Here is a 24,538-nt window from a genome sequence, read left to right on the forward strand (position 1 = left end):
GACCACGATTCTTCAAGACAGATTGATCGAGCTTCCATGTTGAACCCTTATAAGTTCTTAAAGATGAAATTTCTGTAGTTATTTATTACAAATTGTCAGCGAGGGCTGATCGGCGTTTGTGGTGAGACCGCACTAGAAAGACCATGCAATTTTCGGGGAAAGGTGGCGGAGCCGTTCACGGTGGGCTCGTGTGAGCCGATCAGATCGCATAGGCTGAGTTCATGGATATTTGGAGCCGCCTTTCGGCGATTGTCGCCGCCCTTCAAAACAGCAGCGCTCAACTTGCTGACAAGATGCAGCAACTCATCCGCAGCATGGGGGAAGCGCGTCGATCTGTGGCATTTACGGCTGCGATGATTGCGCTGTCTGCCAAGATGGCAAAAGCGGATGGTGTTGTAACAACTGATGAAATCATCGCCTTCTATGATCTCTTCGAGATTCCTGAGGGCGAAGAGCGCAATGTGGCGCGGTTGTTCTCATTGGCACAGCAGGATGTGGCCGGCTACGAGTTGTATGCTGAAAAGCTGTATCAGCTTTTACAGGATGATCCGCAAACCTGTGTGGATGTGCTTGATGGGCTGTTTTACATCGCCAAGGCGGATGGGATCGTTCACGAAGCTGAGCTGGCCTATCTGGAGCATGTTGCAAGCATCTTCCAAGTGGATGGGTACAGCTTCAATCGTATCAAGGCGCGTCACATCCGCGGCCAGTACGATCCTTACGTGGTGCTGGGTGTGGATCCGGAAATCAGCGACCTTGAACTGCAAAAGGTTTATCGGCAGGAAGTACGAGAAACCCATCCTGACCGTTTGATCGGGCGGGGCGTTCCTGAAGAGTTTGTCCGGATTGCAAATGAACGGCTGGCGGTTCTGAATGCTGCTTATGCGCAATTGCGGGCGGAAAGAGGCTTATGAGCATAAGACCGGAATGCGGCGTACCCGCACAGCTGAAACCATCTCCCAATCATAATGAGCGCGTGCTGGATATCGACATGCTGGTGTTGCATTACACCGGGATGCCGGACCACGAGGCGGCCTTGGCGCGTTTATGTGACCCAAGATCCGAGGTTTCGGCTCACTATGTCGTGATGGAGGACGGAAAGATTTATCAGTGCGTTCCGGAGGGACGCAGGGCATGGCACGCTGGCCGGGCGTGGTGGCGCGGTGAAACCGACATCAACTCCTGCAGTATCGGCGTGGAAATCGCCAATGCCGGCCACGATGGCGGGTTGCCAGATTTTCCTGAAGTGCAGATCGAAGCTGTTGTTGCGCTGTGCAAGGACATTGTCGCGCGGCACGGCATTCCTGCCCACAGGGTTCTTGCGCATTCGGATGTGGCTCCCGACAGGAAGATGGATCCGGGCGAAAAGTTCCCGTGGCAAAGGTTGCATGAAGCTGGGGTCGGCCACTATATGGGGAATGTGGAACCGCAAGGGGCGGGCTTTTTTCAGCGGGGTGATGAAGGCACTCCGGTGGAGGCGATACAGGCGCTGCTCGGCCTTTATGGATATCACGTGCAACAGACCGGGGTATTTGATCAGAAAACTCACCAGGCGGTTGTGGCGTTTCAGCGGCATTATCGCCAAACGAGCGTTGATGGGGTGGCTGATCCTGAAACAGTGACGCTGCTACATGGGCTGTTGAAGACCTTGCCGAGCCTGTTGTGACGGAAACGTAAGGTATTTTGTTGATAAAATATCAGCATTACTTTACCTAAGGTAAACTATGATGGGCGTCACAGTGTGTTCCGAACTTGGGCAGAGCTGCCGCTGTGATGCCTCATATATTTCCAAAACCTGCTGAATTGTCACCTAAGTGACATAAAACTTGAAACAGTTTGTGAATTCCTGCGCCCGATTTTCGACTCATCCGGCAACCATAAACCGCGCTGCTCAAAACAAATTGCCAGGAATGACAGATGAAACTTATGAAATGCGCTCGGGCCGCAGTTGTGCCTGCATTGGCGTTCGCGCTTATTGCAAGCAATCCGATTGGCTACCTTGGTGGGGACTATCAGGCAGCAGCCAAGCCGCAAGAAAAGAAGATCGAAAAGCTGATCAAGGAAACCGCAAAGAAGCATGGCGTGCCGCATGAACTGGCGCGTGCCGTGGTTCAGGTGGAGAGCAGCTTCAACCCAAAAGCACGCGGTGCAGCCGGTGAAGTGGGGCTGATGCAAATCAAGCCCGCGACGGCGCGCGGCATGGGCTATCGAGGGTCCACGAAAGCTTTGTACAATCCAGAGACCAATCTGGAGTGGGGCATGAAGTACCTCGCCGGAGCCCACAAGAAAGCCGGGGGCGACCTGTGCGGTACCATCTTGCGCTACAACGCCGGCCATTATGCCAAGCGCATGAACAAGATCAGTGCACGCTACTGCCAGAAGGTACAGAACATTCTGGGTGCCAAGAGCTAACCAGCAATTGCTGTGTTCGGGTGGGGACCCTTTTTCGCAAAATCATACGCGCTTGCCAGCCCGCTTGAGGGTGGCGTGTCTGCAAGGACAACCAGGCGGCCAGACCGTGAGGGTCTGGCCGCCTCGTGCCTGATGTGGTTTCAAGCGAATTTTTTGCGTGCTTTGACAACGGCTTGAGAGGCAGGTGTCTCTGGAGCCAACCGGCCGTCATCAATTGGGAGGCCAAGGCCGGTTACAACCGGTACCACCCCGCCCCAAACGGGGACGCCATAGTCCTCTTCATCATCGTTCGGCAGACCTTGCCTGACCTTGGCTGCGGCATGCTCTATGTCCAAGGCCCATACGCCGGTAGCCGTGATCTCCTTGGAGGTTGCCTGTCGGAGTTCAGACCACCGATCGGGGAGGATATGGTTGGTAATTGCCTCAAGCGCGGTCAGCTTTTCTGCCTTTTCGGTCACGGCTTGCGCCGTCCCGTGCAAGACGGCACTGCGGTAGTTGAAACTGGTGTGAAACGCGGAGCGGGCGCAAACAATGCCATCCACGTGGGTGACCGTGATGCTGACCGGATTTGCATTGCGGCCTTTTTTTACGATGCGTGTGGCCTTTGCTCCGTGGATGTAGATACGTCGCCCGATCCGGGCGAAGGCCATCGGGATCACCATAGGCCGCCCTTCATCAATAAAACCGACATGGGCGACCAAAGCCGTATCGAGAATAGCGTTGATGGTTTCCCAATCATACTCGGCGCGCAGGGATTGTCGTATCCGAGCGTATGCCGGAACTTTTTCGTGGAGTGTTTTACTGGACGCGTTTTCCGACTCGGAAGGCGCGTCTATTTGTGTATTCCTCATCTGGTCCTCGGTTTTGAGCAAACTGTCGGCAACGTACAGGACCAGTATTGTCCGGGTAACTGGATCTGTTGAAGGTCCAATAAACGTCATTTTATGGGTCCAGTTGCTCGGGCTTTTTTCAGGTCGGCCGATCCCAGCTCCGGGGATGGCAGTTGTTCTTTTTCTTTTGATAATTCAACCGGCCTGCCGGGTTTCTTCACCTGCGCCGCGCGTTGTGCCACCAGATCTGTTAGGACTTGAACTGGTTTTATGTTTTCCCAAAAGGTGGGGGCCAGTTTGTTTCCGTTTGCCATTGATCTGGATCGTGAAGGGTCGGTATCGCTGACGAGCCAGATTTACCGCGTGATCCGCGAGAACATTGCACGCGGATTGATTTGCGAGGGAGAAAAACTCCCGTCCTCCCGCGGGTTGGCCCAAACCCTGAATGTATCTCGCAACACGGTCAATACAGCCTATGAGTTGTTGCGCGCTGAAGGATTGGTATCCGTGCGTGCCGGTGCTGCGCCTGTGGTTTGCAAGGTGCAGGCTCTATCCGGAGAGGAGGCCGTTGCGGATCATCCGCAACGTCGTTCGCTTTCGGATCGGGGCGAGCGTTTATCGACCAACCACCGGTTCCAGCCACTGTATGGGGAACGGGGCCCATTGATGCAGCCGGGTGAACCATCGCGTACGCTGTTTCCCTCCGAGCTGTGGGCGCGCTCGCTGCGGCGTGCGGCGCGGCGTGTTTCTGGTGGAGCGCTGGGCTATGAACACTTGAGTGGGTTGCCCGTGTTGCAGCGGGTTCTTGCGCGCTATCTCGGTCATGAACGGGGCGTACGGGCCAAGCCAGAACAGGTGTTCATTCTACCCACATCGCAGGCGGCCTTGATGCTGATGACGCAAGCCTTTGCAGATCCAGGCGATTTGGCGCTGATCGAAGAACCGGGGTATCTGGGCGCGCGCTCGGCCTTTCTGGGCGCAGGCTTGCAGGTCGCGACCTTTGCACCGAATGACACGCTACCTGCAGAGACACCCCGTGCGCGGTTGATCTATGTAACCCCGTCCCATCAGTATCCGCTCGGCACACGTATGGATATGGCCCGGCGCCTCGAGTTGATCGGGTTTGCACGTCAATGCGGGGCGATCATCCTGGAAGATGACTACGACAGCGAGTTTCTGTTTCAGGGGCGCCCTCTGGCTGCGCTGCAGGGGCTGGGGGCAGAGGGCGATGTGGCTTACATCGGCTCGGTCGCAAAGTCCATGTTGCCCGGTATCCGCCTTGCCTATGTTGTGGTGCCGGAAGACCATGTTGCCAGTTTGGCGACAGCGCAGCGTACACTGGGCGCAGTGGCCAATGTTCATGTACAAGCCGCCCTCGCTGATTTTATTGATGAGGGACATTATCGCGCTCACCTTAAGAAAATAAGGGAGCATTACCAAAGGGCTGGGGAGTTGCTCGCCAAGCGACTGCGGGCGCGTTTTGGCAACCAGTTGGGTGTTACTTCTCCTGTGGGGGGGCTGCAAATGACCGTGTTGTTGAACGCACAGGCCGACGATGTGGCTGTTGCTTCTCGACTGAATGCCAAGGGGTTTGGGGTCGCGCCGCTCTCCGTCTCCTGCATGGAGGAGCCGCGAGCAGGGTTGGTGATCGGCTTTTCAGAGGCCACAGTGTCGTTAGTGGATCGCTTTTGTGATGCCTTGGAGGCGAGTTTAAATGGTGAGGGCTTCTGATTTCAGAAGGATCTGCACTTGACGTTTTCAGGTGCGCGGTCTAGTTCCGGCGCACCAGTCGGCTGGATGGCCGCTCCCACTAGCGCCGAAAGGCCGTGGGGGAGGAAAGTCCGGACTCCATGGAGAAACGGTGCCGGATAACATCCGGCGAGGGCGACCTTAGGGAAAGTGCCACAGAAAGCAAACCGCCTTCACATGTGGGGGTAAGGGTGAAAGGGTGGGGTAAGAGCCCACCGCGCGGCTGGCAACAGTCGTGGCATGGTAAACCCCACCGGGAGCAAAACCGAATAGGGGCGGCGCGGAGGCTTCGGCTTCCAGTCTTTCTCCAGACCAGACCGCCCGGGTTGGTTGCTTGAGGCGTTCAGCAATGGGCGTCCCAGATGAATGGCCGTCACGTGCGGGAAACCGCGCCATACAAAATCCGGCTTACAGGCCGACTGGTATCTTTTTGCTCGCGCTGCCCGAAACCAACCGGGCACGGTCTGGCACAACCGCTTATCCAACTAATTTGGAATGGTTGTAACCTCTATGACATCTGTATCAAGTAGCACCTATCGGCAATTGCGCGTTCAAGCTGAGTCACAGGAGGTCTCATGACCGGTTATCTGCCCGTCGTTGGTGCGGCGATGAGTATTACCGAATACGATCAGCATCGGGATTGGATCCTTGAGAAACAAAGGGATCTGGAACTTCAGGATTTCATCACGGCGGATGTTCTGAACGGGAACTGGGAGCATTTGGCTGAAGAGGTGCTGGCAAAGCTGGACGGTTATACGGGACGGCTGGGTATTCATGGGCCTTTCTGGAACCTGGATATTTCGGCTGCGGATCCCGAAATCCGCCAGATTGTCCAAAAACGGTTGGATCAGGGGCTGGACGTCTGCCGGAAGCTGAAAGCCACCCATATGGTGGTGCACAGTCCCTATACCACGTGGGATCAGCATAATCTGGATCAGTATGACCAAGGGCATTCCTTCAAGCTGCAATGCATTCAGGAGAACTTGGGCGCCGTGGTTGCCAAGGCCGAGGACATTGGCTGCACGTTGATGATTGAAAACATCGAGGATGTCGATCCGTCAATCCGAGTGGAGTTGGTGAAATCGTTCAATAGCAACGCAATCGCCGTGTCTCTGGATACAGGCCATGCCTATTACGCTCATGGCTCCACCGGTGCCCCGCCTGTCGATTACTATGTGAAGGCCGCCGGGCCATTGTTGCAGCATGTGCATTTGCAAGATGCAGATGGCTATGCGGATCGCCACTGGGCTATTGGAGACGGGACCTTACAGTGGCCCGCGTTGTTCAACGCGTTGCAAAAGTACACGAACCATCCGCGCCTCATTCTTGAGCTTGCCAACAATGCCAATCTGCCGAAATCGATGCGTTACCTGTCGGAACAGGGTCTGGCCCAGTAGGCCAGATCCATTGGGTTGAAGGCCAGCTCAATCCGTCCGTGCCATGCTGCTCTGGATGCCGCATCAAGTGCGGCATGACATTCGGTGGTTGGGCAAGGTGCGGAAGGTTTCTCTGCCATGTTTCAATCAAAGTGCGTGAAACTAAAGACCCTCACAGCACACTCCACCGTCACCCCGGCCTCCGAGCCGGGGTCCAGTCGGACCGTTGTTGCATCTGGCGGGCTATGTGGTTTTGGCTGCCGCATCAAGTGCGACATGACGCCGGTGTGGTGGGGAGCGCGCAGGTCGTGCTGGATCCCGGATCTGCGCTGCGCTAGTCCGGGATGACGACAGTAGGGGTGAGAGGGTTGAGCCGCTCGTACAGTTCAGGAGCCTACAGGCCTTGAGGTATTTGCGTTCACTCGCTGTCGAAAGTGCATGAGACTGCGCCATTCCTATCAGCCATTTTATGCCTCTAGCAGTCGTGATGCCCGGTAACACGGCCTACCGTGCCTCCGTCACCCCGGCCTCCGAGCCGGGGTCCAGTCGGACCGTTGTTGCACCTGGCGGGCTATGTGGGTTTGGATACCGCATCAAGTGCGGTATGACATCCGGTGTGGGGGGAGCGCCCTGGTTCGCCGGGCCTACGACTAGTATTCCGACAGCATCTCAACTTAAGCGAGAATTCATCCGAGTGTGAGCGAGTCGAGTGAGGTCAATTCAATAAGCACAGGCCGTCGTTCTCCACGATGGCCTTTTTTGTTGGGGAGACACGGGAAAACATCCCACCCTTCGAAACGGTCGTGGACGGACCTGCCTGCAACACCGCGCTTCGTGTTCTGTTTTAATGATTTTTAAGGTTATTTCGCATTAACCATAGTGGTTGATAACCGGCTGTTTTGTGGGGTTTCGGGGCGGGTGTCAGCCCATGTGGTGCGTTGACGTCCCGTGCTGTCCCATGCTATCCCAGATTATCCCGGAAATGACCAGATTGAGGCGTCTGGTCCCAGATGGGAGCGCGCTCGGGCGATAGATGAGCAAACTTCGGTACTTCACGAGTTGAGTAGCACCTGGTCGGCGCCCATTGGGCCGGTCATGAGGCAAGGGGAAAAATGTCAGGCTTCGTTTCGCACTTCACCAATCGGGTGGATGCCAAGGGTCGTGTCTCGATCCCGGCACCCTTCCGTGCGGCTTTGGCGAAAGACGGCTTTGAGGGCCTGTATTGCTTCCCGTCTCCGTTTCAGAACGCGGTTGATGCGGGCGGAAATGGGCTTGTGGCCGAAATCCAGAAGAAGCTGGAAGGCTTTTCTACCTTGTCACTGGAGTATGATGCGTTGTCCACGGCTCTTTATGGTGCCAGTGAAACGCTCAAGGTGGATCGGGACGGGCGCGTGATGTTGTCGGACATGGTGCGCCACCACACTGGCATTAGCGACGAAGTGACCTTTGTCGGGCAGGGGTTCAAGTTCCAGATTTGGGAACCAACGAAATTCCGCGAGCATCGCGAAGAGGCAATGAAGCGGGCGCTGGCGGTATTGGCGGGCGGCGGAAATTCCGCTGCTCCATTGGAAGGGGCGGTATGATGACGGGTCGCGACGTAAAAAAAGAGGTCGCTGGCGGACTGACCCGTCACATACCCGTTCTTCTGGAGCGGGTCATGCAGGCCATGAATCCCCAGGAAGGCGAGGTCATCATTGACGGCACATTTGGTGCAGGCGGGTACTCTCGTGCCTTTCTTGAAGCCGGTGCTACCGTCATTGGGGTAGATCGAGATCCGGACGCCATAGCAGGTGCGGCGGATTTGGTGGCGGCTTATCCCGACCGGCTGCTCATGGTTCATGGCCAGTTTGTCGATATTGATAGTCACGCGCGCGAGTTGGGCTTCGATGCGGTGGACGGTGTCGTCATGGACCTTGGCGTTTCCTCCATGCAGCTGGATCAGGCCGAGCGGGGTTTTTCCTTTCGTAACGACGGACCGCTGGACATGCGCATGGAACAGGATGGCCCCAGCGCGGCGGATGTGGTCAACACACTCCAGCAAAAGGACCTGACCCGGATCATCGGATTGCTTGGTGAAGAAAAAAAGGCGTCTTCGGTCGCTCATGCCATTTGCCGAGCCCGGGATGAAAAGCCGTTCGAGCGCACGTCGGAACTGGCTCATGTGGTTGAGAAAGTCGTTGGCCGGAACCCCAAGAAGCCGGGTATTCATCCGGCAACCCGTACGTTTCAGGCCCTGCGCATTTATGTGAATGGCGAACTGCATCAGGCGGCCGGCGCGTTGGCTGCGGCGGAGCGTATTCTCAAGCCGGGTGGTCGGCTGGTAGTGGTGACGTTCCATAGCCTTGAGGATCGGATTGTTAAGCGGTTCCTTGCGGATCGCTGCAAGACACGGGCGGGCGGATCCCGGCACTTGCCGGAGCAGGATGTGCCACCAGCTACATTCGAATTTGTTGTGAAGGGTAATCAGGACGCGAGCGAGGCCGAGGTGGCGGCAAACCCTCGTGCGCGCTCAGCGCGCTTGCGGGCCGGCCGCCGGTTGGCCGCGCCGGCTCGCGAGCTTGATATCCATGAGGCCGGTGTACCCCGGCTGTTTGAATTCAGAGGACTTGGGGGCTGATACGATGTTGAAGATCGTAAACTTGTTGTTTCTGATCCTCGTGGTGGTTGGGGCCGCTGCAGTCTATGACATGAAGATGTCAACTGAGCACCTGACCGAGCGTGTGGCCGAACTGCAGCGCCAGATCGAGAAGGAAAAGGAAGATATTCGTTGGTATAAGGCCAAGTGGAGTGCCTTGAACCAGCCGTCGCGTTTGCAAGGTGTCGTGGACCGCTACAATGCCTATCTTCAGCTTGAGCCTCTGGGCGCAGACCAGATCACGACGGTGGATGCGCTTCCGGTCAAGCCTGTGAACCTTCAGCCTGTTTCCGGTGACCCCATGGGCGGTTATGCCAGCCGTCTTCCTGCTGTTCAGTAGGAGGCGAGGCGTGTCAGGGCAGAAAAGTTCCTTTCTCAAAACACCAGTTCCACCACGGCGCAGCGCCATTGCGACCACTGTGCGTGAACCTGCGCGCTCGCGTGTCTATATTGCCATGCTGGCGTTTTTTCTGGTTTTCGGCGCGATTGGTGGGCGCCTGGTTGCGCTTGGCCTGCATCAGGAAGAGGATGGATCCTCCTACGTTGCTGCCAATAAAAAGATTATGGCGCGGCCTGACATTCTGGACCGCAACGGCGAAATTCTGGCCACAGACATCAAAAGCTGGTCGCTCTATGCCGAACCGCGAAAGATCCCTGATCCGGATGAGGTGTTCGAAGGGTTGATTTCCGTTCTGCCGGAACTGAACAAGCCGCTGATCGAGAAACGGCTGCGTAGCGATGCGGGCTTTATCTGGTTGAAGCGCGAGATCTCGAGCGTTCAAAAAGAACAGATCCACAGCCTCGGCCTACCCGGCGTCGACTTCATGGATGAAACGCAGCGTTTTTACCCGGGCGGCAATACGGTGAGCCACGTGCTGGGCACCGTCAACGTGGACGGTCGCGGCATTTCCGGGATTGAAAAATACATTGATGAAGCATGGCTTAATGATCTGCGTGATCTCGGCTTTTCAAGCAAGGAAGGCCTTGAGCCGGTCAAGCTGTCCATTGACCTGCGCGCCCAATACGCTGTTCGCGATGAATTGAAGCGGGCGATGGAGCATTACAAGGCTCAGGCTGCTGTCGGCATTGTTCTCAAGGTGGATACGGGCGAAGTGGTGGCCATGACATCACTGCCGGACTTTGATCCAAATGACCGCAGTGAGGCGTTGAAGCCGGATCGCCTCAACCGCGCTACCGCCGGCGTTTTCGAAATGGGGTCGGTTTTCAAGGGCATTACCGTGGCTATGGCGCTGGACAGTGGCAAGGTCTCCATTGATGACAGCTTTGATGCGCGTAACCCCATCAGGGCCTCCGGCAAGACCATCAGCGATTTTCATGGCAAACGGCGGATCTTGTCGGTGCCGGAGATTTTCATCTACTCATCCAATATCGGTACGGCCAAGATGATGTTGGCTGCAGGAATCGAGCAGCAGAAAAGCTTCCTGAAGCATTTGGGGCTTACCGAACGCTTGGGGGGCGAATTGCCCGAGCGGGCGATGCCCTTGTTGCCGCCACGGTGGAACGAACTGGCCGCGATGACCATTTCCTTCGGTCACGGGTTGTCTGTAACTCCGCTGCATACTGCCGTGGCTGCTGCTACGCTGGTCAATGGCGGCAAGCTGATCGAGCCCACCTTCCTGCCGCGTAGCAAGGAAGAGGCCGATAAGATAGCGAAGCAGGTTATCTCCAAGGAAACCAGTGACGCGGTGCGCTATCTGAACCGTCTGAACGTGCTTGAGGGATCGGGACGTCGGGCGGCTGTGCCTGGCTACGATGTTGGTGGCAAGACCGGTACGGCGCAGAAGATCAAGAACGGCCAGTATCTGGAAGGCGTTTATCTGAACTCATTCCTTGCCTCGTTCCCCATGTATGACCCGCAGTATGTGGTGTTGCTCATGCTGGACGAGCCGCAAAAGCTGGAAGGCCAATATTATGCGACGGCGGGCTGGAATGTTGTGCCAACAACTGCTGCCGTTATCCGCCGTATTGCACCCATGCTGGGGGTGAAGCCGAATTTTACCGGGGATGATGAAACCATTCCCGTTCGATACTAGGATATTTTGGAAAATCGTGTGGCTGGAGGCCCTTCAAATCCAGCTACGCCACAATGACGACTCATAGTCCGGTGATATCAACGTCATGTTGCTTGAAAACCTTGTATATATCGCTGAATTGCCCGAAGGGGCAGCTTCTCTTGATGTGACCGGACTGACGGCGGACAGCCGTGCGGTCAAGCCTGGATATCTGTTTGCGGCGCTCCCCGGCGCGAAGGCCGACGGGCTGACATTTGCTGCGCAAGCTGCTGAAAAGGGCGCTGTTGCCATTCTCGTGAATGGCGAGCGGCTGGCCGAGGCGCGCGCATTGGTGCCGGAAGGAACGCTGGTGATAGGGGCGCCGGACGCCCGCCGCGAACTGGCGCTGATGGCGGCTGCCTTTTTTGCGTCCCAGCCTGACACCATGGTTGCCGTTACCGGGACCAGCGGCAAGACATCCGTGTCCGAGTTTGTGCGCCAGATTTATGCTCATTGCGGGATGAAAGCGGCGAGCCTTGGCACTTTGGGTGTAGTGACGTCAGACGGTCAGAATTATGGTGGTCTGACCACGCCTGATCCGATCAAGCTCCATGAAACACTGGCTCAGTTGGCCAAGGATGGTGTAACACACGCTGCCATGGAAGCGTCGAGCCACGGTTTGGATCAGCACCGGCTGGACGGTGTATGGCTGATGGCCGCTGGTTTTACCAATCTTGGCCGAGACCACATGGACTACCACGAGAGCGTGGAAGACTACCTGCAGGCCAAGTTGCGCCTGTTCCGCGACGTTCTGCCTGATGGTGGTGTCGTGGTGGTGGACCCGAACGCGCCATTTGCAGATCGTGTTGTGGCTGAGGCGCAGGCGCGTGACCTTCCGTTGTTTACCGTTGGCGAACGAGGAGAGGACCTGAAGCTGGTCTCAGCGACGCCGGATGGCTTCAAGCAGCAGCTTGAGCTGGTGTGGGAAGGCCAGACGCATTCCGTAAGTTTGCCTTTGACCGGAGAGTTTCAGGTGTCCAATGCGCTGGTTGCTGCTGGGTTGGCCATCGCCTCTGGCATGGACGGCGCCGATGTGATCGAGGCGCTTGGTGGGCTCAAGGGAGCCCCGGGTCGCTTGGAGCATGTGGGGACCAAGGACAATGGCGGTCTGGTGTTCGTGGATTATGCTCACAAACCGGATGCGCTTGAGAATGTGTTGACTGCCTTGCGTCCATTTACAAAAGGGCGTTTGATTTGCGTTTTTGGGTGCGGTGGTGATCGTGACAAGGGCAAGCGCCCATTGATGGGCGAAATCTCCGGCCGTCTGGCGGACTTGACCATTGTCACGGACGACAACCCGCGGACCGAGCAGCCCGCCTTAATCCGTCAGGAAATTCTGGATGCGTGCCCGGCAGCCATGGAAATTGGCGACCGTGCTGCGGCAATCCAAAAGGGGATCGAGCTCCTCGGCGAGGGCGACATTCTGTGCGTCGCGGGCAAAGGGCACGAAACGGGGCAGATCGTTGGGGCTGAGGTTCTGCCGTTTTCAGATCACGAAACCATTCAGACTGCACTTGTGGCTGTGCAGCCCGCCCCAACTGCCGAAGGTGAGCCGGAAGAGGCAGAAGACCTGTTCGACGATGCTCCGCTCTGGGCGCGTGATGCCTTTGTTGCGGCTTTGAGTGGGCAAGTGCGAGGGAAAGCGCCGGCTGACATTACCGGAATTTCCATTGATACCCGCAGTTTGCAGGAAGGGGATGCCTTCTTTGCTCTGCAAGGTCCGAAGTTCGATGGTCATACATTTGTTGAAGCGGCGCTCGAAGCCGGCGCATCCGTTGCTGTTGTCGAGCGTGCGAAGGTGCCGGATCTGCCGCCAGAAGGCCGCTATGTTGTGGTTGAGGATACGCTGAAAGCCCTTCAGGATTTGGGGATCGCGGCGCGTGCTCGAACCAAGGCCCGCATTATCGCCGTTACAGGATCTGTCGGAAAAACTAGTACCAAGGAAGCGTTGAAGCTGGCCTTGGCTCGGTCGGGGCGGACCCACGCCTCGGCAGCGTCCCACAATAACCATTGGGGTGTGCCGCTGACTCTGGCGCGCATGCCGGCCAATACCGAATTCGGTGTATTTGAGATTGGCATGAACCACGCGGGTGAGATTACCCCACTTGTCAAAATGGTGCGCCCTCATGTGGCCATGATCACGACCGTAGAGGCGGTGCATCTTGAGTTTTTCGAAAGCGTGGAAGGCATTGCCCGCGCCAAGGCAGAGATCTTTCAGGGTCTTGAGCCTGGCGGAACGGCCATTTTGAACCGTGATAACCGGCAATATGATCTGCTGCGCTATTTGGCCAGCATAGCCGGTGTGAAAAACATCGTGACATTCGGCCAACGCAAAGGCGCGCAGGCCGTGTCGGAGAAAATCGTGCCGCGTGCGGATTGCACGACCATGACGGCGAATATTCTCGGCAACTCGATCACCTACAAGATCGGCTCGCCCGGTGCGCATCACATCAACAACTCACTGGCAGTTCTGGCCGGCGTATCCGAGTTGGGTGCTGATATCGCCTTGGCCGGGCTTGCTCTGGGCGAAATGAAGCCTCCCAAGGGGCGGGGTGAACAAACCCTTCTGACAATCAACGGCAGGACCGCCCATCTTATCGACGAAAGCTACAACGCCAACCCGGCAAGCATGAAGGCGGCGCTGGAGTTGTTGGGAACGCTGCCCATTGAGGGGCGCGGTCGGCGCATTGCGGTCGTTGGCGACATGCTCGAACTTGGTCCGGATTCCGAGCAGTTTCACGCTCGGATTGCAGGTATCGTAGAGAGTGCAGGCATTGATCTGGTTTATTGTGTGGGAACCGAGATGAAGGCCCTTTGGGACGCCTTGCCCGGTGACCGGCGTGTTGCTTATTCAAAAGATTCGAAAGGTATGGTGGAGCGTGTTGTGAACGATCTCTCGCCAGCCGACATCATCATGATCAAAGGTTCTCTGGGGACGCGCATGGGGTTGATCGTTGATGCCGTGAAGTCGCGATATGCGGAGCCAGTGGAAGGCTGAGGACAATTAATGCTGTATTTTCTAGGAGAGCTTGCTGACCAGTTTTCGGCTCTCAACGTATTCCGATATATTACCTTCAGAACGGGCGGTGCCATCATGACCGCCCTCTTGTTTGTCTTCCTGTTTGGTCCGAAAATCATCTCCGCTCTTCGGTTGCGTCAGGGCAAAGGGCAGCCCATCCGTGAGGATGGGCCTGAAAGTCATCTGCTGACGAAAAAAGGCACGCCCACAATGGGCGGCTTGATGATCATGTCCGGCATGATCGTGGCGACGTTGCTCTGGGCCAATCTTGCAAACCCTTACACCTGGATTGTGCTCGGCGTTACGGTCGGTTTTGGCCTTATCGGGTTTTATGATGACTATCAGAAGGTCTCTCAAGCGTCTCACAAGGGGTTCAGCGGAAAAATACGTTTGGCGCTGGAATTCCTGATTGCAGGGCTGGCAGCCTTTGCCGTAACAATGCTGGATACCGCGCCGTTTTCCACCTCCATCGGCTTTCCGTTTTTCAAGGAACTGACCATCAATCTGGGTGTGTTCTTTATCCCGTTTGCCGCGTTTGTGATGGTTGGCGCGGGCAATGCCGTAAACCTGACCGATGGTCTTGATGGCTTGGCCATTGTGCCGGTCATGATTGCGGCTGCCTCTTTCGCCTTGATTGCCTATCTGACAGGTAATGCCGTGTTCTCCGAATACCTCCAGATCCACCACGTACCCGGCACGGGAGAACTGGCGGTGTTATGCGGTGCTGTGATTGGAGCTGGCTTGGGGTTCTTGTGGTTCAATGCACCACCAGCGGCCATTTTCATGGGCGATACCGGGTCTCTGGCGCTCGGTGGCATGCTTGGCGCCATTGCCGTGGCTGCAAAGCATGAAATCGTTCTGGCGATCATTGGTGGGCTTTTTGTGCTGGAAGCCGTGTCAGTGATCGTTCAGGTTGCCTCGTTTCGCCTTACGGGCAAGCGCGTCTTCAAGATGGCACCGATCCACCACCATTTTGAACATCTGGGCTGGACTGAGTCACAGGTCGTGATCCGGTTCTGGATTATCGCTGTTGTGCTGGCCTTGGTCGGACTGGCCACCTTGAAGCTGCGCTAACAGGAGCGATGCCATGATTCCGGTTACAACATTCAAGGACAGACATGTCGCGCTATTCGGGTTGGGCGGGTCCGGCCTGTTGACCGCCAAGGCCCTTATGGCTGGCGGGGCGCGCGTTGATGCCTGGGATGATAACGAAAGCCGGGTTGAAATGGCGTTGGATGAGGGCATTGATGCACTGGATCTGCGCGACGCCGACTTCGAACGCTACGCTGCTTTGATCTTGGCGCCTGGTGTACCGCTGACGCATCCTGAACCGCATTGGACGGTCCAGATGGCTCAGGCGGCTGGCATTGAGATCATTGGCGATGTGGAGTTGTTTGTTCGCCAACGGGAGGCCTCGTGCCCCGAAGCCCCGTTCGTTGCGATTACGGGTACGAACGGAAAGTCCACGACAACCGCATTGACGGCGCACGTTTTGCGCCAAGCGGGTTTTGACGTGCAAATGGGCGGCAACATCGGTCGCCCGGTTCTAGATTTGGACGAATTTGATCCGGATCGCGTCTATGTAGTCGAGTGTTCCAGCTACCAGATTGATCTGGCACCCAGCCTCGCGCCCGATGTCGGGCTTATGTTGAACCTGTCGCCGGATCATCTCGACCGTCATGGAACCATGGACAACTACAGCGCGATCAAGGAACGTCTTGTGCGCGCCAGTCGCCTTGCGATCATAGGTGTTGATGATGAGCCAAGCCGTGCCATGGCAAAGCGACTTGAGGCTGCGGGCGTACCGGTGGAACGCATTTCCAGCAAGGGGCCACTGGTCGATGGCCCCGGAATATTTGCTGAGGGCGGTCGTCTCATTGAACTGTTTGATGATGAGCGTGCTGACCTGGTTGATCTTTTGGGGCACATGAGCTTGCGCGGCGCGCACAACGCCCAGAACGCGGCGGCTGCTTGTGCGGCGGCACTGGCTCTTGGGTTGTCAATCGAAGAGCTTCAGGAAGGCATGGATACGTTCCCCGGTCTGGAACACCGTCTTCAGCCAGTTGCCCGGGCTGGTGAGGTGGTTTTCATCAATGACAGCAAGGGAACGAATGCAGAGGCAACCGGCAACGCGCTAGCCAGTTTTGAGCGCATATTCTGGATCGCCGGTGGACGAGAGAAAGCGGGCGGCATCACATCGCTCAAAAGTTACTTCCCACGGATTGCAAAAGCATATCTGATCGGCGAAGCTTCTTCGAGCTTTGCATCGACACTGCAAGAAAATCAGGTTGCCTTTGAAGAGTGCGGTAATCTGGAAACCGCCGTGCAGGCAGCCGCTCGAGATGCAATAGCGGCCTCGGCCGGAGAGCGGGTTGTGCTGTTGTCTCCGGCATGCGCGTCTTTTGATCAGTTTCCGAGTTTTGAAGTACGTGGGCAGCGTTTCACTGAACTAGCTGCTGTTGCGGCGAACAACCTGTCTGAGCAGGGGGGAAGCTGATGGTTTCAAGAACCGATAGAAGCCCGTTTGCAGAGTGGCTTTGGACAATCGACCGCTACATTCTGGCGGGGATCGTCATTCTCATGGTGTCTGGCGTGGTGCTGTCATTTGCAGCCAGCCCGCCTGTTGCAGAGCGTATTGGACTGGAGCCCTATCACTTCATCAAGCGGCAAGCTGTCTTTCTGCTGCCGAGCATCGTGTTGTTGCTTGGTGTTTCGGCACTGAGCCCCCGTATGGTGCGGCGCGTGGCGCTGTTCGTGTTGCTGGGGTCTGTGCTCCTGATGATTGCCACGTTATTCACTGGAGCGGAGATCAAGGGCGCTCGGCGATGGGTGCACTTGTTCGGGTTCACCATTCAGCCGTCGGAGTTTGTGAAACCGGCGCTGGTGATTGTCATGGCGTTTCTCATGTCGGAAGCGCGGAAACGCCCAGAGATACCGGGCGGACTTTTTTCCATCATGCTCTACGTCATCGTGGTGGCGCTGTTGGTTGCTCAACCGGACTTCGGTCAGGCGATGTTGTTGACCATGGTGCTGGCCGCCTTGTTCTTTCTGAACGGGTTGTCTTGGTTTGCTATTGTGCCGCTTGGCGTAGCGGGCATTGGCGGCATGATAGCGGGCTATGTGTATCTGCCGCACGTGCGTGGGCGCGTGGAGCGCTTTCTCAATCCTGAGTCCGGGGATACCTATCAAATCGACCGCGCCATTGACTCGTTCCTTGCTGGTGGCTGGTTCGGCCGCGGGGTTGGGGAAGGTACCGTGAAACGAATTCTCCCCGATAGCCATACGGACTTCATCTTTGCCGTGGTGGCTGAAGAATACGGCATCTTGCTGTGCCTTTTTCTTGTCAGTGTATTTGCCTTCGTTGTTTTGAGAGGACTGTCTGCGGCCTCCAAAGATCAGGATCCCTTCGGACGGCTGGCCACATCCGGCCTTATTGTTCTGTTCGGTCTGCAGAGCTGCATCAACATGGCCGTGAACCTGAACCTGATGCCCGCAAAGGGCATGACTCTTCCCTTTATTTCCTATGGCGGGTCGTCATTGGTGGCATTGGCGTTGTCCATGGGATTTGTGCTGGCCCTGACGCGGCGCCGGCCACGACCTACGCGGATTTCCGGAGTTACTGTTACCCGTGTGTCCGCTTCGTCCGTTGTTTGAACGCCTTTGGCTACTGCTGTTGGAGAATAAAGAAGAATGAAACCGACAATCATGCTCACAGCCGGCGGAACAGGGGGGCATCTCTTCCCCGCTGAAGCGCTGGCTGGAGAGCTGAGCCGACGCGGTTATCGAGTGGAGTTGATGACGGATGAGCGCGCCGACAAGTACGGCAGTGCTTTTCCGGCAGATGAGGTGCATCTCATCCAAAGCGATACGTTGCGGGGGCGCAATCCGTTCCGACTGATGAAAACCGTGCTGAAACTTGGATTGGGCACCTTGCAGGCGCGCAAGATCCTGAAACAAAAGCAGCCATTGGCCATGGTTGGTTTCGGCGGATACCCAACCTTCCCGCCCATGTTTGCGGCAGCGCTTGCCGGGGTGCCGACCATTTTGCATGAAGCAAACGCGGTGATGGGCCGGGCAAACAGATTGCTGGCTGCACGTGCAACCAAGGTTGCGGTCAGCCTGCCGGTTCGAAACTTGCCCTCAACTCTGGCGGACAAGGTGGTGATGACAGGTAACCCGCTCCGCGACAATGTTTTGGCAGTGAGCGAAACACCTTTCCACGCGCCAGAGGTTGGTGAACCATTCCACTTGTTGGTGTTCGGGGGGAGTCAGGGCGCCCGGTTTTTCTCCTCTATCCTGCCAGAGGCGCTTGCCCTGCTGACGACGGAAGAACGGGCGCGGCTGGCCATTGTCCAACAGTGTCGGAGTGAGGATCTTGCCACGGTAGAGCAGGCCTATCAGAAACTGGGGATCGCAGCGCAGTTGGAGACGTTCTTCAAGGATCTGCCGCAGCGCATGGCCTCGGCACACCTGGTCATTTCCCGTGCGGGCGCAGGTACTTTGTGCGAGCTGGCAGCTATCGGGCGACCGGCCATTCTTGTGCCGTATCCCGGTGCTGTGGAGGATGATCAGGGCAATAATGCCAAGTTCCTCGAGGATGCAGGGGCTGCGTGGCCTGTGCGCCAAAAAGAGCTGAGTGCCGACCGCTTGGCCGATATGCTGCGCGATCTCATGACAACACCGGCCAAGTTGCGGGATGCCGCTACGGCTGCCAAGCGGGAGGGGCGCCCGGATGCAGTGCAGCGCCTTGCCGATCTTGTGGAACAAACAACAGGCCGGGCGGCACACGTTCGGGAATATGAAGAGGTGACATCATGAAAATGCCCGGTGACATCGGCCCGGTTCACTTTGTCGGGATTGGCGGCATTGGCATGAGCGGTATCGCAGAGGTGCTGTTGAAGCTGGGCTATACGGTACAGGGCTCCGATATGTCGGAGAATGCCAATGTGCAGCGCTTGCGCGCCATGGGCATCACCGTTCATGTAGGACATAGCGCCGACAACCTCGATGGCGCCGAAGTGCTTGTTATTTCATCGGCTATCAAGAACGACAATGTGGAACTGATCGCAGCACGGGAACGGTCCTTGCCCGTTGTACGCCGGGCGGAAATGCTTGCGGAACTGATGCGGTTCAAACAGGCGATCGCCATTGGGGGTACGCACGGAAAGACGACCACCACGTCAATGGTCGCGGCGCTTTTGGACGCGGGCGGGATGGATCCGACCGTGATCAACGGCGGCATCATCAATGCGTACGGGACAAACGCACGCATGGGCGAAGGCAACTGGATGGTTGTCGAAGCTGATGAATCCGATGGGACATTCATCAAGCTGCCCGCCGACATTGCGGTTGTGACCAATATCGATCCGGAACACCTTGATCATTATGGCGACTTCGACGGTGTACGGGCGGCGTTTCGACAATTCGTTGAAAATGTACCGTTCTATGGGTTTGCCGTCATGTGTCTGGACCATCCCGAAGTACAGACCTTGGTTGGGCAAATCGAAGATCGCAAGATCATCACTTACGGGTCCACCCTTCAGGCCGATGTGCGGTTCACCGACGTTGAGATGGGTGGCGGCAAGTCGACCTTCTCGGTTGTAATCCACGACCGGCGCGGCGGTGAGCCGGTTGAACTGAAAGATCTCGTTCTGCCGATGCCGGGCTTGCACAACGTTTCCAATGCCACGGCGGCGATTGCTCTGGCAACTCAACTGGGTCTGTCTGGCGATGATATCCGCACCGGGCTTGCCTCCTTTGGTGGCGTGAAGCGACGTTTCACCCATACCGGCTCTTGGCAAGGCGTAGAGATTTACGACGACTACGGCCACCATCCGGTAGAAATAAAGGCTGTGCTGCATGCGGCGCGGGAATCCACCAAGGGCAAGGTTGTCGCGGTGGTTCAGCCCCACAGATACAGCCGGTTGCAGAGCCTTTTTGAAGATTTTTGCTCTTGTTTCAACGATGCCGATACCGTGATTGTGGCCCCTGTTTATGCGGCGGGCGAGCAACCGATTGAAGGATTTGATCAGGCCGACCTGGTCGCAGGACTGAAGGCGGGTGGTCACCGGTCCGTCCATCTTCTCGATGGGCCGGAAAATCTGGCGGAACTGGTCAGTCAGGTTGCCGAAGAGGGGGACTATGTTCTTTGTCTGGGCGCGGGCACGATTACCCAGTGGGCCCACAAGTTGCCAGGTGATCTGGCCGCCTTGCATCCGAACGAGGGAGAAGGCTGATGGCAGAAGACATCGTTTCGCGTCTTGGCTCGGTTGCCGAGGAAATTCGCGGCCGACTGGTGCCCAATCAGCTGCTGTCAGCTGTAACGTGGCTGCGGGTTGGCGGACCGGCAGAGCTACTGTTTCAGCCAGCCGATGAACTCGATCTGTCCACGTTCCTCAAGGCGTTGCCAGAGGATGTACCGGTAACGGTGATTGGCCTTGGGTCCAACCTTCTTGTGCGCGATGGCGGTCTGAAGGGAGTGGTCATTCGCTTGCCCATGAAGGGATTTGGACAGGTGAACTATCTGGGTGATCACAAGCTGCGGGCAGGAGCCTGCGTTCCGGATAAGAAACTGGCTGAAGAAGCAGCCAAGACCGGGACCGGAGGGTTTGCTTTTTATGCTGGTATTCCGGGAGCCGTTGGTGGTGCGCTGCGAATGAACGCCGGCGCGCACGGAACGGAGACAAATGAACGGGTCGTTAACGTTAATGCCGTAAAAAGAAATGGGGAAATCATAACGTTGAGCAACGAGGAGATGGGCTACGCCTATCGCCATTCCTCTGCTCCTGAGGATCTGATTTTCACCAGTGCGGTGTTTCAGGGCATTGCGCAGCCGGAAGAGGCGATCCGTGCGGAAATGGCGGCTGTGATTGAGCACCGTGAGAAAGCGCAGCCAATCCGTGAGAAGACCGGGGGCTCGACTTTCAAAAACCCACCGGGATCCAGCGCATGGCGTGTTGTGGATCAGGCAGGGTGTCGCGGTCTGCAGGTTGGCGGCGCGCAGATGTCGGAGATGCATTGCAACTTCATGCTGAATACGGGTGACGCCAGCGCTTACGATTTGGAACTTCTGGGTGAAACGGTTCGGGCCAGAGCGTTGGAAAAGACCGGTATTCACCTTGACTGGGAGATCAAACGACTGGGGAGCTTTGAAGAGGGGCAGGAAATAGCGCCGTTTCTGGGCAACGTTTAATTGACGCGCGCACGACCAAAGCAAGGACGCAAGAAATAAATGACGAAGCATGTTGCCGTATTGATGGGCGGTTGGGCCGCCGAACGCCCCGTATCCCTGAGCTCGGGGAACGCCTGCGCAGATGCGTTGGAGGAAGCGGGTTACACGGTTTCGCGCGTCGATGTGGATCGCAATGTTGTTGAAATTCTCAAGGAGTTGAAGCCGGACGTGGCCTTCAATGCGCTGCATGGACCATTTGGTGAAGACGGTTGCATTCAAGGCGTTCTGGAGCTCCTGGAAATTCCCTACACTCATTCCGGAGTGATGTCTTCGGCTTTGGCCATGCATAAGGTGAAAGCCAAGGCCGTGATGAAGGTGGCGGGTGTGCCCGTGGCCGAAGAGCGGGTAGTCCATCGTCTGGAAGCGGCAAAACAGCATGTCATGGCGCCGCCCTATGTGATCAAGCCGATCAATGAGGGGTCAAGTTTTGGTGTCGTGATCGTGAAAGAGGATCAGGAACATCCTCCACAGGAGTTAACACGTGACGACTGGCCCTATCCGGATGTGGTGATGGCTGAAAAGTTCGTCGCAGGGCGTGAATTGACCTGCGCGGTCATGGGTGATGTGGCGCTGGGTGTACTGGAAATTGTGCCAATGGGGCACAACTTCTATGATTATGACGCAAAATACGTTCCTGGTGGTTCACAACATATACTTCCGGCAAAAATTTTACCTCCTGTTTACCAAGAAATACAAAAACTGAGTTTGAAAGCGCATCAGGCCCTCGGCTGTCGTGGTGTCTCCAGAGCGGACTTCCGACTGGATGACAGTTCGACTGGAACTGGCGAGTTGGTGTGCTTGGAAGTGAACACTCAACCCGGCATGACGCCAACCTCTCTGGTTCCCGAAATCGCCGCCGAAGCTGGCCATGATTTCAAAGAGTTGGTGAGTTGGATCGTGGAGGACGCAAGTTGCGGCAGATAACTGCAAAATTGATGGCATGGCGCAGAGCGTTGACGAACGGGGGCTACGGCTCTTCCCGTCGCGGCGTCTCGCGTCTGCACCAACGACCCGCTTGGAGCGTCGTTGGCTTTTTTGCTGTACTGCCTCGTTGGGCGCCAACCGCATGCGCGCTGGGTTTTCTGGCTACCTCCGCAACCTACGGTATCGTTTTGGGGGGGCATGGGCGCACGGTCGTGGAAAACGTGACATCTGCAACCGGTTTCGCCATCGACCAGATCGAGATGGATGGCCTCCAGAGGGTTGCCGAATTTCAGATTTTGGAAGCGCTTGAGCTTCACGATCATCCATCACTGGTGATGTTTGATGCAGAAGCCGCGCGGGAACGGATTGATGAAATCGCCTGGGTGGATACGGCTTCAATTCAGAAACTGTATCCCGGCACGTTGAAGATCAAAATCGCTGAACAGGTGCCTTATGCCTTGTGGCAGCGTGGTGATGTGATCTCCGTGATTACCGAGGACGGCGAGGTGATAACGGATGAGGTGGATGGGCGTTATGCCAATCTGCTGCGAGTGGTCAACCATGGCGCGCAGCGGCGTGCCGGTGAGATCATGAAAGAATTGAACAAGATCCCTGCACTGCGCGCGCGGGTACGGGCTGCGAGCCTGATTTCCGAGCGGCGCTGGGATTTGAATCTTGAAAATGGAGTGGTTGTTCGGTTGCCGGAAGTGGGCATCTCCAAAGCCCTTGCCGACCTCGTTCGCATGGACGCGGAGAGCGGACTTCTGAGCAGAGATATCGTAGCCGTGGATATGCGGCTGGAGGATAGGGTGGTAGTGCGCTTGTCCGAAGAAGCAGCGTTGCGGCGCAAGGCCGCTATCAAGGCGCGTCCGCGCCGCGGTGTAGGGGGAGCTGACACATGAGTACCAGCAAGAAGGTCATCTATCTCCCTCGGAAACGGCCGTTGCCTTCCAGGCGGGCCGCAGTTGTTTCGGTTCTGGATGTCGGATCCTCCAAGATCTGTTGTCTGATCGCCAAGTTGACCCCGAATGAAGACGGCGAGTTGTTGCCGGGCCGCACCCATAGTGTGGAGCTTCTCGGGTATGGCCATCAGCGCTCGCGTGGCATCAAGTCAGGCGTTGTGGTGGATCTGGACCAGGCTGAGCAGGCTATTCGCAGGGCGGTGGATTCCGCTGAACGAATGTCGGGCGTGATGGTTGAATCGCTGTTGGCGACCGTTACCTGCGGGCGTCTGCAAAGCGAAATTTTTTCGGCCAGTGTGCCGCTGAGCTCGGAGAGTGTGACCGAAGCCGATATTCAGCGTGTTCTGACGGCCGGGTCTACGCACACGGCAACCGATGGCCGTGCCGTCATGCATGCATTGCCGATTTCTTACGGCCTTGATGGCAATCGTGGCATTCGGGATCCGCGCGGCATGATGGGCCGCAAGTTGGGTGTGGACATGCAGGTGGTGACGGCGGAAGTGCCGCCAGTTCGAAACCTCGAGCTGTGCATCAACCGTGGTCACCTGAATGTCGAAAACCTTGTTGCTACGCCGTATGCCTCGGGCTTGTCCACGCTGGTGGGCGACGAAACCGAGCTGGGTGTGGCGTGCATCGACATGGGCGGTGGCACCACCACGATCTCCATCTTCGTTGACGGACAGATGGTGCATCTCGATGCCATCGCTGTGGGCGGCAACCATGTCACCATGGATATCGCCCGTGCATTGTCCACCCGCATGCAGGATGCGGAACGGATCAAGACACTTCACGGCTCGGCTTTGCCGAGCGCTGTAGACGACCGGGATTTCATCAGTGTGCCCCCTGTTGACCAGGAGGGCGATCTGCCGACGCAGATCCCGCGGGCGATGCTGACACGGGTCATCCGCCCGCGTGTTGAAGAGATTCTGGAGCTTATTCAGGACCGTCTGGTCGCTTCCGGCTTTGCCGGACGCGTGGGCAAGCGGGTGGTTCTGACGGGTGGGGCGAGCCAGCTGACCGGGTTGAGTGAAACGGCTCGGCGCATTCTTGGACGCAATGTGCGTCTCGGGCGGCCGCTCGGTATTGCCAATATGCCGGACGTGGCCAAAGGGCCCGCCTTCAGTGCTGCTTGTGGTCTGCTGATCTATCCGCAGGTGGCGCAAATTGAACAGTTCGAGCCGCGAGCGCAACGCGGTAAGTGGCTTGGCACGGGGAACTATTTTGCTCGTGTCGGGCAGTGGTTGAGAGAGAGTTTTTGATCCCGAGGGATCAGTGAACAGTTTCGCCATTTTGGTGAACGCATGAGAGGAAGAGTGATCTGCCCGCTG

At 56.9% G+C, this 24,538-nt stretch carries 20 protein-coding genes and 1 other RNA gene; 20 read left to right on the forward strand and 1 reads right to left on the reverse strand.

Annotated features, from left to right (window positions below):
• The first annotated feature begins 221 nt into the window (after positions 1–221).
• From G512_RS0101050 to G512_RS0101060, 3 genes are all read left to right on the forward strand, one after another.
• Positions 222–914, forward strand: a complete 693-nt coding sequence (locus G512_RS0101050) for a J domain-containing protein (RefSeq protein ID WP_028480090.1) — start codon at positions 222–224, stop codon at positions 912–914.
• A complete protein-coding gene (locus G512_RS0101055; protein ID WP_028480091.1) occupies positions 911–1,666 on the forward strand; it encodes a peptidoglycan recognition protein family protein in 756 nt (251 codons plus the stop codon). Before G512_RS0101050 ends, G512_RS0101055 begins: the two co-directional genes overlap by 4 nt.
• A gap of 251 nt (positions 1,667–1,917) precedes the next feature.
• Positions 1,918–2,412: a lytic transglycosylase domain-containing protein gene (locus G512_RS0101060; protein ID WP_028480092.1), complete on the forward strand. Its 495-nt coding sequence runs from the start codon at positions 1,918–1,920 to the stop codon at positions 2,410–2,412.
• 140 nt (positions 2,413–2,552) lie between these two features.
• Here the strand turns inward: G512_RS0101060 and G512_RS0101065 are convergent, their stop codons facing one another.
• Positions 2,553–3,353 (reverse strand): pyridoxamine 5'-phosphate oxidase family protein, encoded by an 801-nt coding sequence (locus G512_RS0101065; RefSeq protein ID WP_228130457.1) that lies wholly within the window; start codon positions 3,351–3,353, stop codon positions 2,553–2,555.
• Between the two features lie 159 nt (positions 3,354–3,512).
• On the opposite strand from G512_RS0101065, the gene pdxR reads away from it, so the two are divergent.
• The 17 genes from pdxR to ftsA all read left to right on the forward strand — a co-directional run bounded on the left by pdxR (position 3,513) and on the right by ftsA (position 24,469).
• Positions 3,513–4,973, forward strand: a complete 1,461-nt coding sequence (gene pdxR, locus G512_RS19605; RefSeq protein WP_081657324.1) for a MocR-like pyridoxine biosynthesis transcription factor PdxR — start codon at positions 3,513–3,515, stop codon at positions 4,971–4,973.
• 54 nt (positions 4,974–5,027) lie between these two features.
• Positions 5,028–5,418: RNase P RNA component class A (gene rnpB / locus G512_RS21995), an RNA gene on the forward strand.
• 148 nt (positions 5,419–5,566) lie between these two features.
• Positions 5,567–6,388 carry a sugar phosphate isomerase/epimerase family protein gene (locus G512_RS0101075; RefSeq protein ID WP_028480094.1) on the forward strand — a complete coding sequence of 274 codons (822 nt, stop codon included), beginning with the start codon at positions 5,567–5,569 and terminating at the stop codon, positions 6,386–6,388.
• A gap of 1,091 nt (positions 6,389–7,479) precedes the next feature.
• Positions 7,480–7,950, forward strand: a complete 471-nt coding sequence (gene mraZ / locus G512_RS0101085; RefSeq protein ID WP_028480095.1) for a division/cell wall cluster transcriptional repressor MraZ — start codon at positions 7,480–7,482, stop codon at positions 7,948–7,950.
• Positions 7,947–8,984, forward strand: coding sequence for a 16S rRNA (cytosine(1402)-N(4))-methyltransferase RsmH (rsmH, locus tag G512_RS0101090; RefSeq protein ID WP_028480096.1), 1,038 nt, complete (start codon positions 7,947–7,949; stop codon positions 8,982–8,984). Before mraZ ends, rsmH begins: the two co-directional genes overlap by 4 nt.
• Before the next feature lie 4 nt (positions 8,985–8,988).
• Entirely contained in the window at positions 8,989–9,342 is a 354-nt protein-coding gene (gene ftsL, locus G512_RS0101095; protein WP_028480097.1) for a cell division protein FtsL, read from the forward strand.
• Positions 9,314–11,056, forward strand: coding sequence for a peptidoglycan D,D-transpeptidase FtsI family protein (locus G512_RS0101100; RefSeq protein ID WP_051268709.1), 1,743 nt, complete (start codon positions 9,314–9,316; stop codon positions 11,054–11,056). Before ftsL ends, G512_RS0101100 begins: the two co-directional genes overlap by 29 nt.
• Before the next feature lie 85 nt (positions 11,057–11,141).
• The gene (locus tag G512_RS0101105) at positions 11,142–14,072 is read left to right on the forward strand and encodes a UDP-N-acetylmuramoyl-L-alanyl-D-glutamate--2,6-diaminopimelate ligase (protein WP_028480099.1); all 2,931 of its coding nucleotides are present in this window, start codon (positions 11,142–11,144) and stop codon (positions 14,070–14,072) included.
• Between the two features lie 9 nt (positions 14,073–14,081).
• Positions 14,082–15,167 (forward strand): phospho-N-acetylmuramoyl-pentapeptide-transferase, encoded by a 1,086-nt coding sequence (mraY, locus tag G512_RS0101110; RefSeq protein WP_028480100.1) that lies wholly within the window; start codon positions 14,082–14,084, stop codon positions 15,165–15,167.
• Between the two features lie 13 nt (positions 15,168–15,180).
• A complete protein-coding gene (gene murD, locus G512_RS0101115) occupies positions 15,181–16,590 on the forward strand; it encodes a UDP-N-acetylmuramoyl-L-alanine--D-glutamate ligase (RefSeq protein WP_028480101.1) in 1,410 nt (469 codons plus the stop codon).
• Positions 16,590–17,747 (forward strand): FtsW/RodA/SpoVE family cell cycle protein, encoded by a 1,158-nt coding sequence (locus G512_RS0101120; protein ID WP_028480102.1) that lies wholly within the window; start codon positions 16,590–16,592, stop codon positions 17,745–17,747. Before murD ends, G512_RS0101120 begins: the two co-directional genes overlap by 1 nt.
• Before the next feature lie 36 nt (positions 17,748–17,783).
• A complete protein-coding gene (gene murG / locus G512_RS0101125; protein WP_028480103.1) occupies positions 17,784–18,911 on the forward strand; it encodes an undecaprenyldiphospho-muramoylpentapeptide beta-N-acetylglucosaminyltransferase in 1,128 nt (375 codons plus the stop codon).
• Positions 18,908–20,329, forward strand: coding sequence for a UDP-N-acetylmuramate--L-alanine ligase (gene murC, locus G512_RS0101130; RefSeq protein ID WP_028480104.1), 1,422 nt, complete (start codon positions 18,908–18,910; stop codon positions 20,327–20,329). The genes murG and murC overlap by 4 nt, the downstream gene beginning before the upstream one ends.
• Positions 20,329–21,285: a UDP-N-acetylmuramate dehydrogenase gene (murB, locus tag G512_RS0101135; protein WP_028480105.1), complete on the forward strand. Its 957-nt coding sequence runs from the start codon at positions 20,329–20,331 to the stop codon at positions 21,283–21,285. The genes murC and murB overlap by 1 nt, the downstream gene beginning before the upstream one ends.
• Before the next feature lie 39 nt (positions 21,286–21,324).
• The gene (locus G512_RS0101140; RefSeq protein WP_028480106.1) at positions 21,325–22,248 is read left to right on the forward strand and encodes a D-alanine--D-alanine ligase; all 924 of its coding nucleotides are present in this window, start codon (positions 21,325–21,327) and stop codon (positions 22,246–22,248) included.
• Complete coding sequence (locus G512_RS0101145; protein ID WP_208974903.1) at positions 22,236–23,150, forward strand: cell division protein FtsQ/DivIB; 915 nt, start codon at positions 22,236–22,238, stop codon at positions 23,148–23,150. Before G512_RS0101140 ends, G512_RS0101145 begins: the two co-directional genes overlap by 13 nt.
• Positions 23,147–24,469, forward strand: coding sequence for a cell division protein FtsA (gene ftsA, locus G512_RS0101150; RefSeq protein WP_036487963.1), 1,323 nt, complete (start codon positions 23,147–23,149; stop codon positions 24,467–24,469). Before G512_RS0101145 ends, ftsA begins: the two co-directional genes overlap by 4 nt.
• The last annotated feature ends 69 nt before the right edge of the window (positions 24,470–24,538 follow it).

It is taken from the genome of Pseudovibrio exalbescens DSM 16456 (assembly GCF_000422785.1).
Classification (GTDB): Bacteria; Pseudomonadota; Alphaproteobacteria; order Rhizobiales; family Stappiaceae; genus Pseudovibrio; species Pseudovibrio exalbescens.

Coding starts and splice junctions, on each gene's coding strand:
- G512_RS0101050 (WP_028480090.1), top strand. CDS start 222: ATGGATATTTGGAGCCGCCTTTCGGCGATTGTCGCCGCCCTTCAAAAC.
- G512_RS0101055 (WP_028480091.1), top strand. CDS start 911: ATGAGCATAAGACCGGAATGCGGCGTACCCGCACAGCTGAAACCATCT.
- murG (WP_028480103.1), top strand. CDS start 17,784: ATGAAACCGACAATCATGCTCACAGCCGGCGGAACAGGGGGGCATCTC.
- pdxR (WP_081657324.1), top strand. CDS start 3,513: ATGTTTTCCCAAAAGGTGGGGGCCAGTTTGTTTCCGTTTGCCATTGAT.
- murC (WP_028480104.1), top strand. CDS start 18,908: ATGAAAATGCCCGGTGACATCGGCCCGGTTCACTTTGTCGGGATTGGC.
- rsmH (WP_028480096.1), top strand. CDS start 7,947: ATGATGACGGGTCGCGACGTAAAAAAAGAGGTCGCTGGCGGACTGACC.
- ftsL (WP_028480097.1), top strand. CDS start 8,989: ATGTTGAAGATCGTAAACTTGTTGTTTCTGATCCTCGTGGTGGTTGGG.
- murD (WP_028480101.1), top strand. CDS start 15,181: ATGATTCCGGTTACAACATTCAAGGACAGACATGTCGCGCTATTCGGG.
- mraZ (WP_028480095.1), top strand. CDS start 7,480: ATGTCAGGCTTCGTTTCGCACTTCACCAATCGGGTGGATGCCAAGGGT.
- ftsA (WP_036487963.1), top strand. CDS start 23,147: ATGAGTACCAGCAAGAAGGTCATCTATCTCCCTCGGAAACGGCCGTTG.
- murB (WP_028480105.1), top strand. CDS start 20,329: ATGGCAGAAGACATCGTTTCGCGTCTTGGCTCGGTTGCCGAGGAAATT.
- mraY (WP_028480100.1), top strand. CDS start 14,082: ATGCTGTATTTTCTAGGAGAGCTTGCTGACCAGTTTTCGGCTCTCAAC.
- G512_RS0101140 (WP_028480106.1), top strand. CDS start 21,325: ATGACGAAGCATGTTGCCGTATTGATGGGCGGTTGGGCCGCCGAACGC.
- G512_RS0101075 (WP_028480094.1), top strand. CDS start 5,567: ATGACCGGTTATCTGCCCGTCGTTGGTGCGGCGATGAGTATTACCGAA.
- G512_RS0101060 (WP_028480092.1), top strand. CDS start 1,918: ATGAAACTTATGAAATGCGCTCGGGCCGCAGTTGTGCCTGCATTGGCG.
- G512_RS0101065 (WP_228130457.1), bottom strand. CDS start 3,353: ATGACGTTTATTGGACCTTCAACAGATCCAGTTACCCGGACAATACTG.
- G512_RS0101105 (WP_028480099.1), top strand. CDS start 11,142: ATGTTGCTTGAAAACCTTGTATATATCGCTGAATTGCCCGAAGGGGCA.
- G512_RS0101120 (WP_028480102.1), top strand. CDS start 16,590: ATGGTTTCAAGAACCGATAGAAGCCCGTTTGCAGAGTGGCTTTGGACA.
- G512_RS0101100 (WP_051268709.1), top strand. CDS start 9,314: ATGCCAGCCGTCTTCCTGCTGTTCAGTAGGAGGCGAGGCGTGTCAGGG.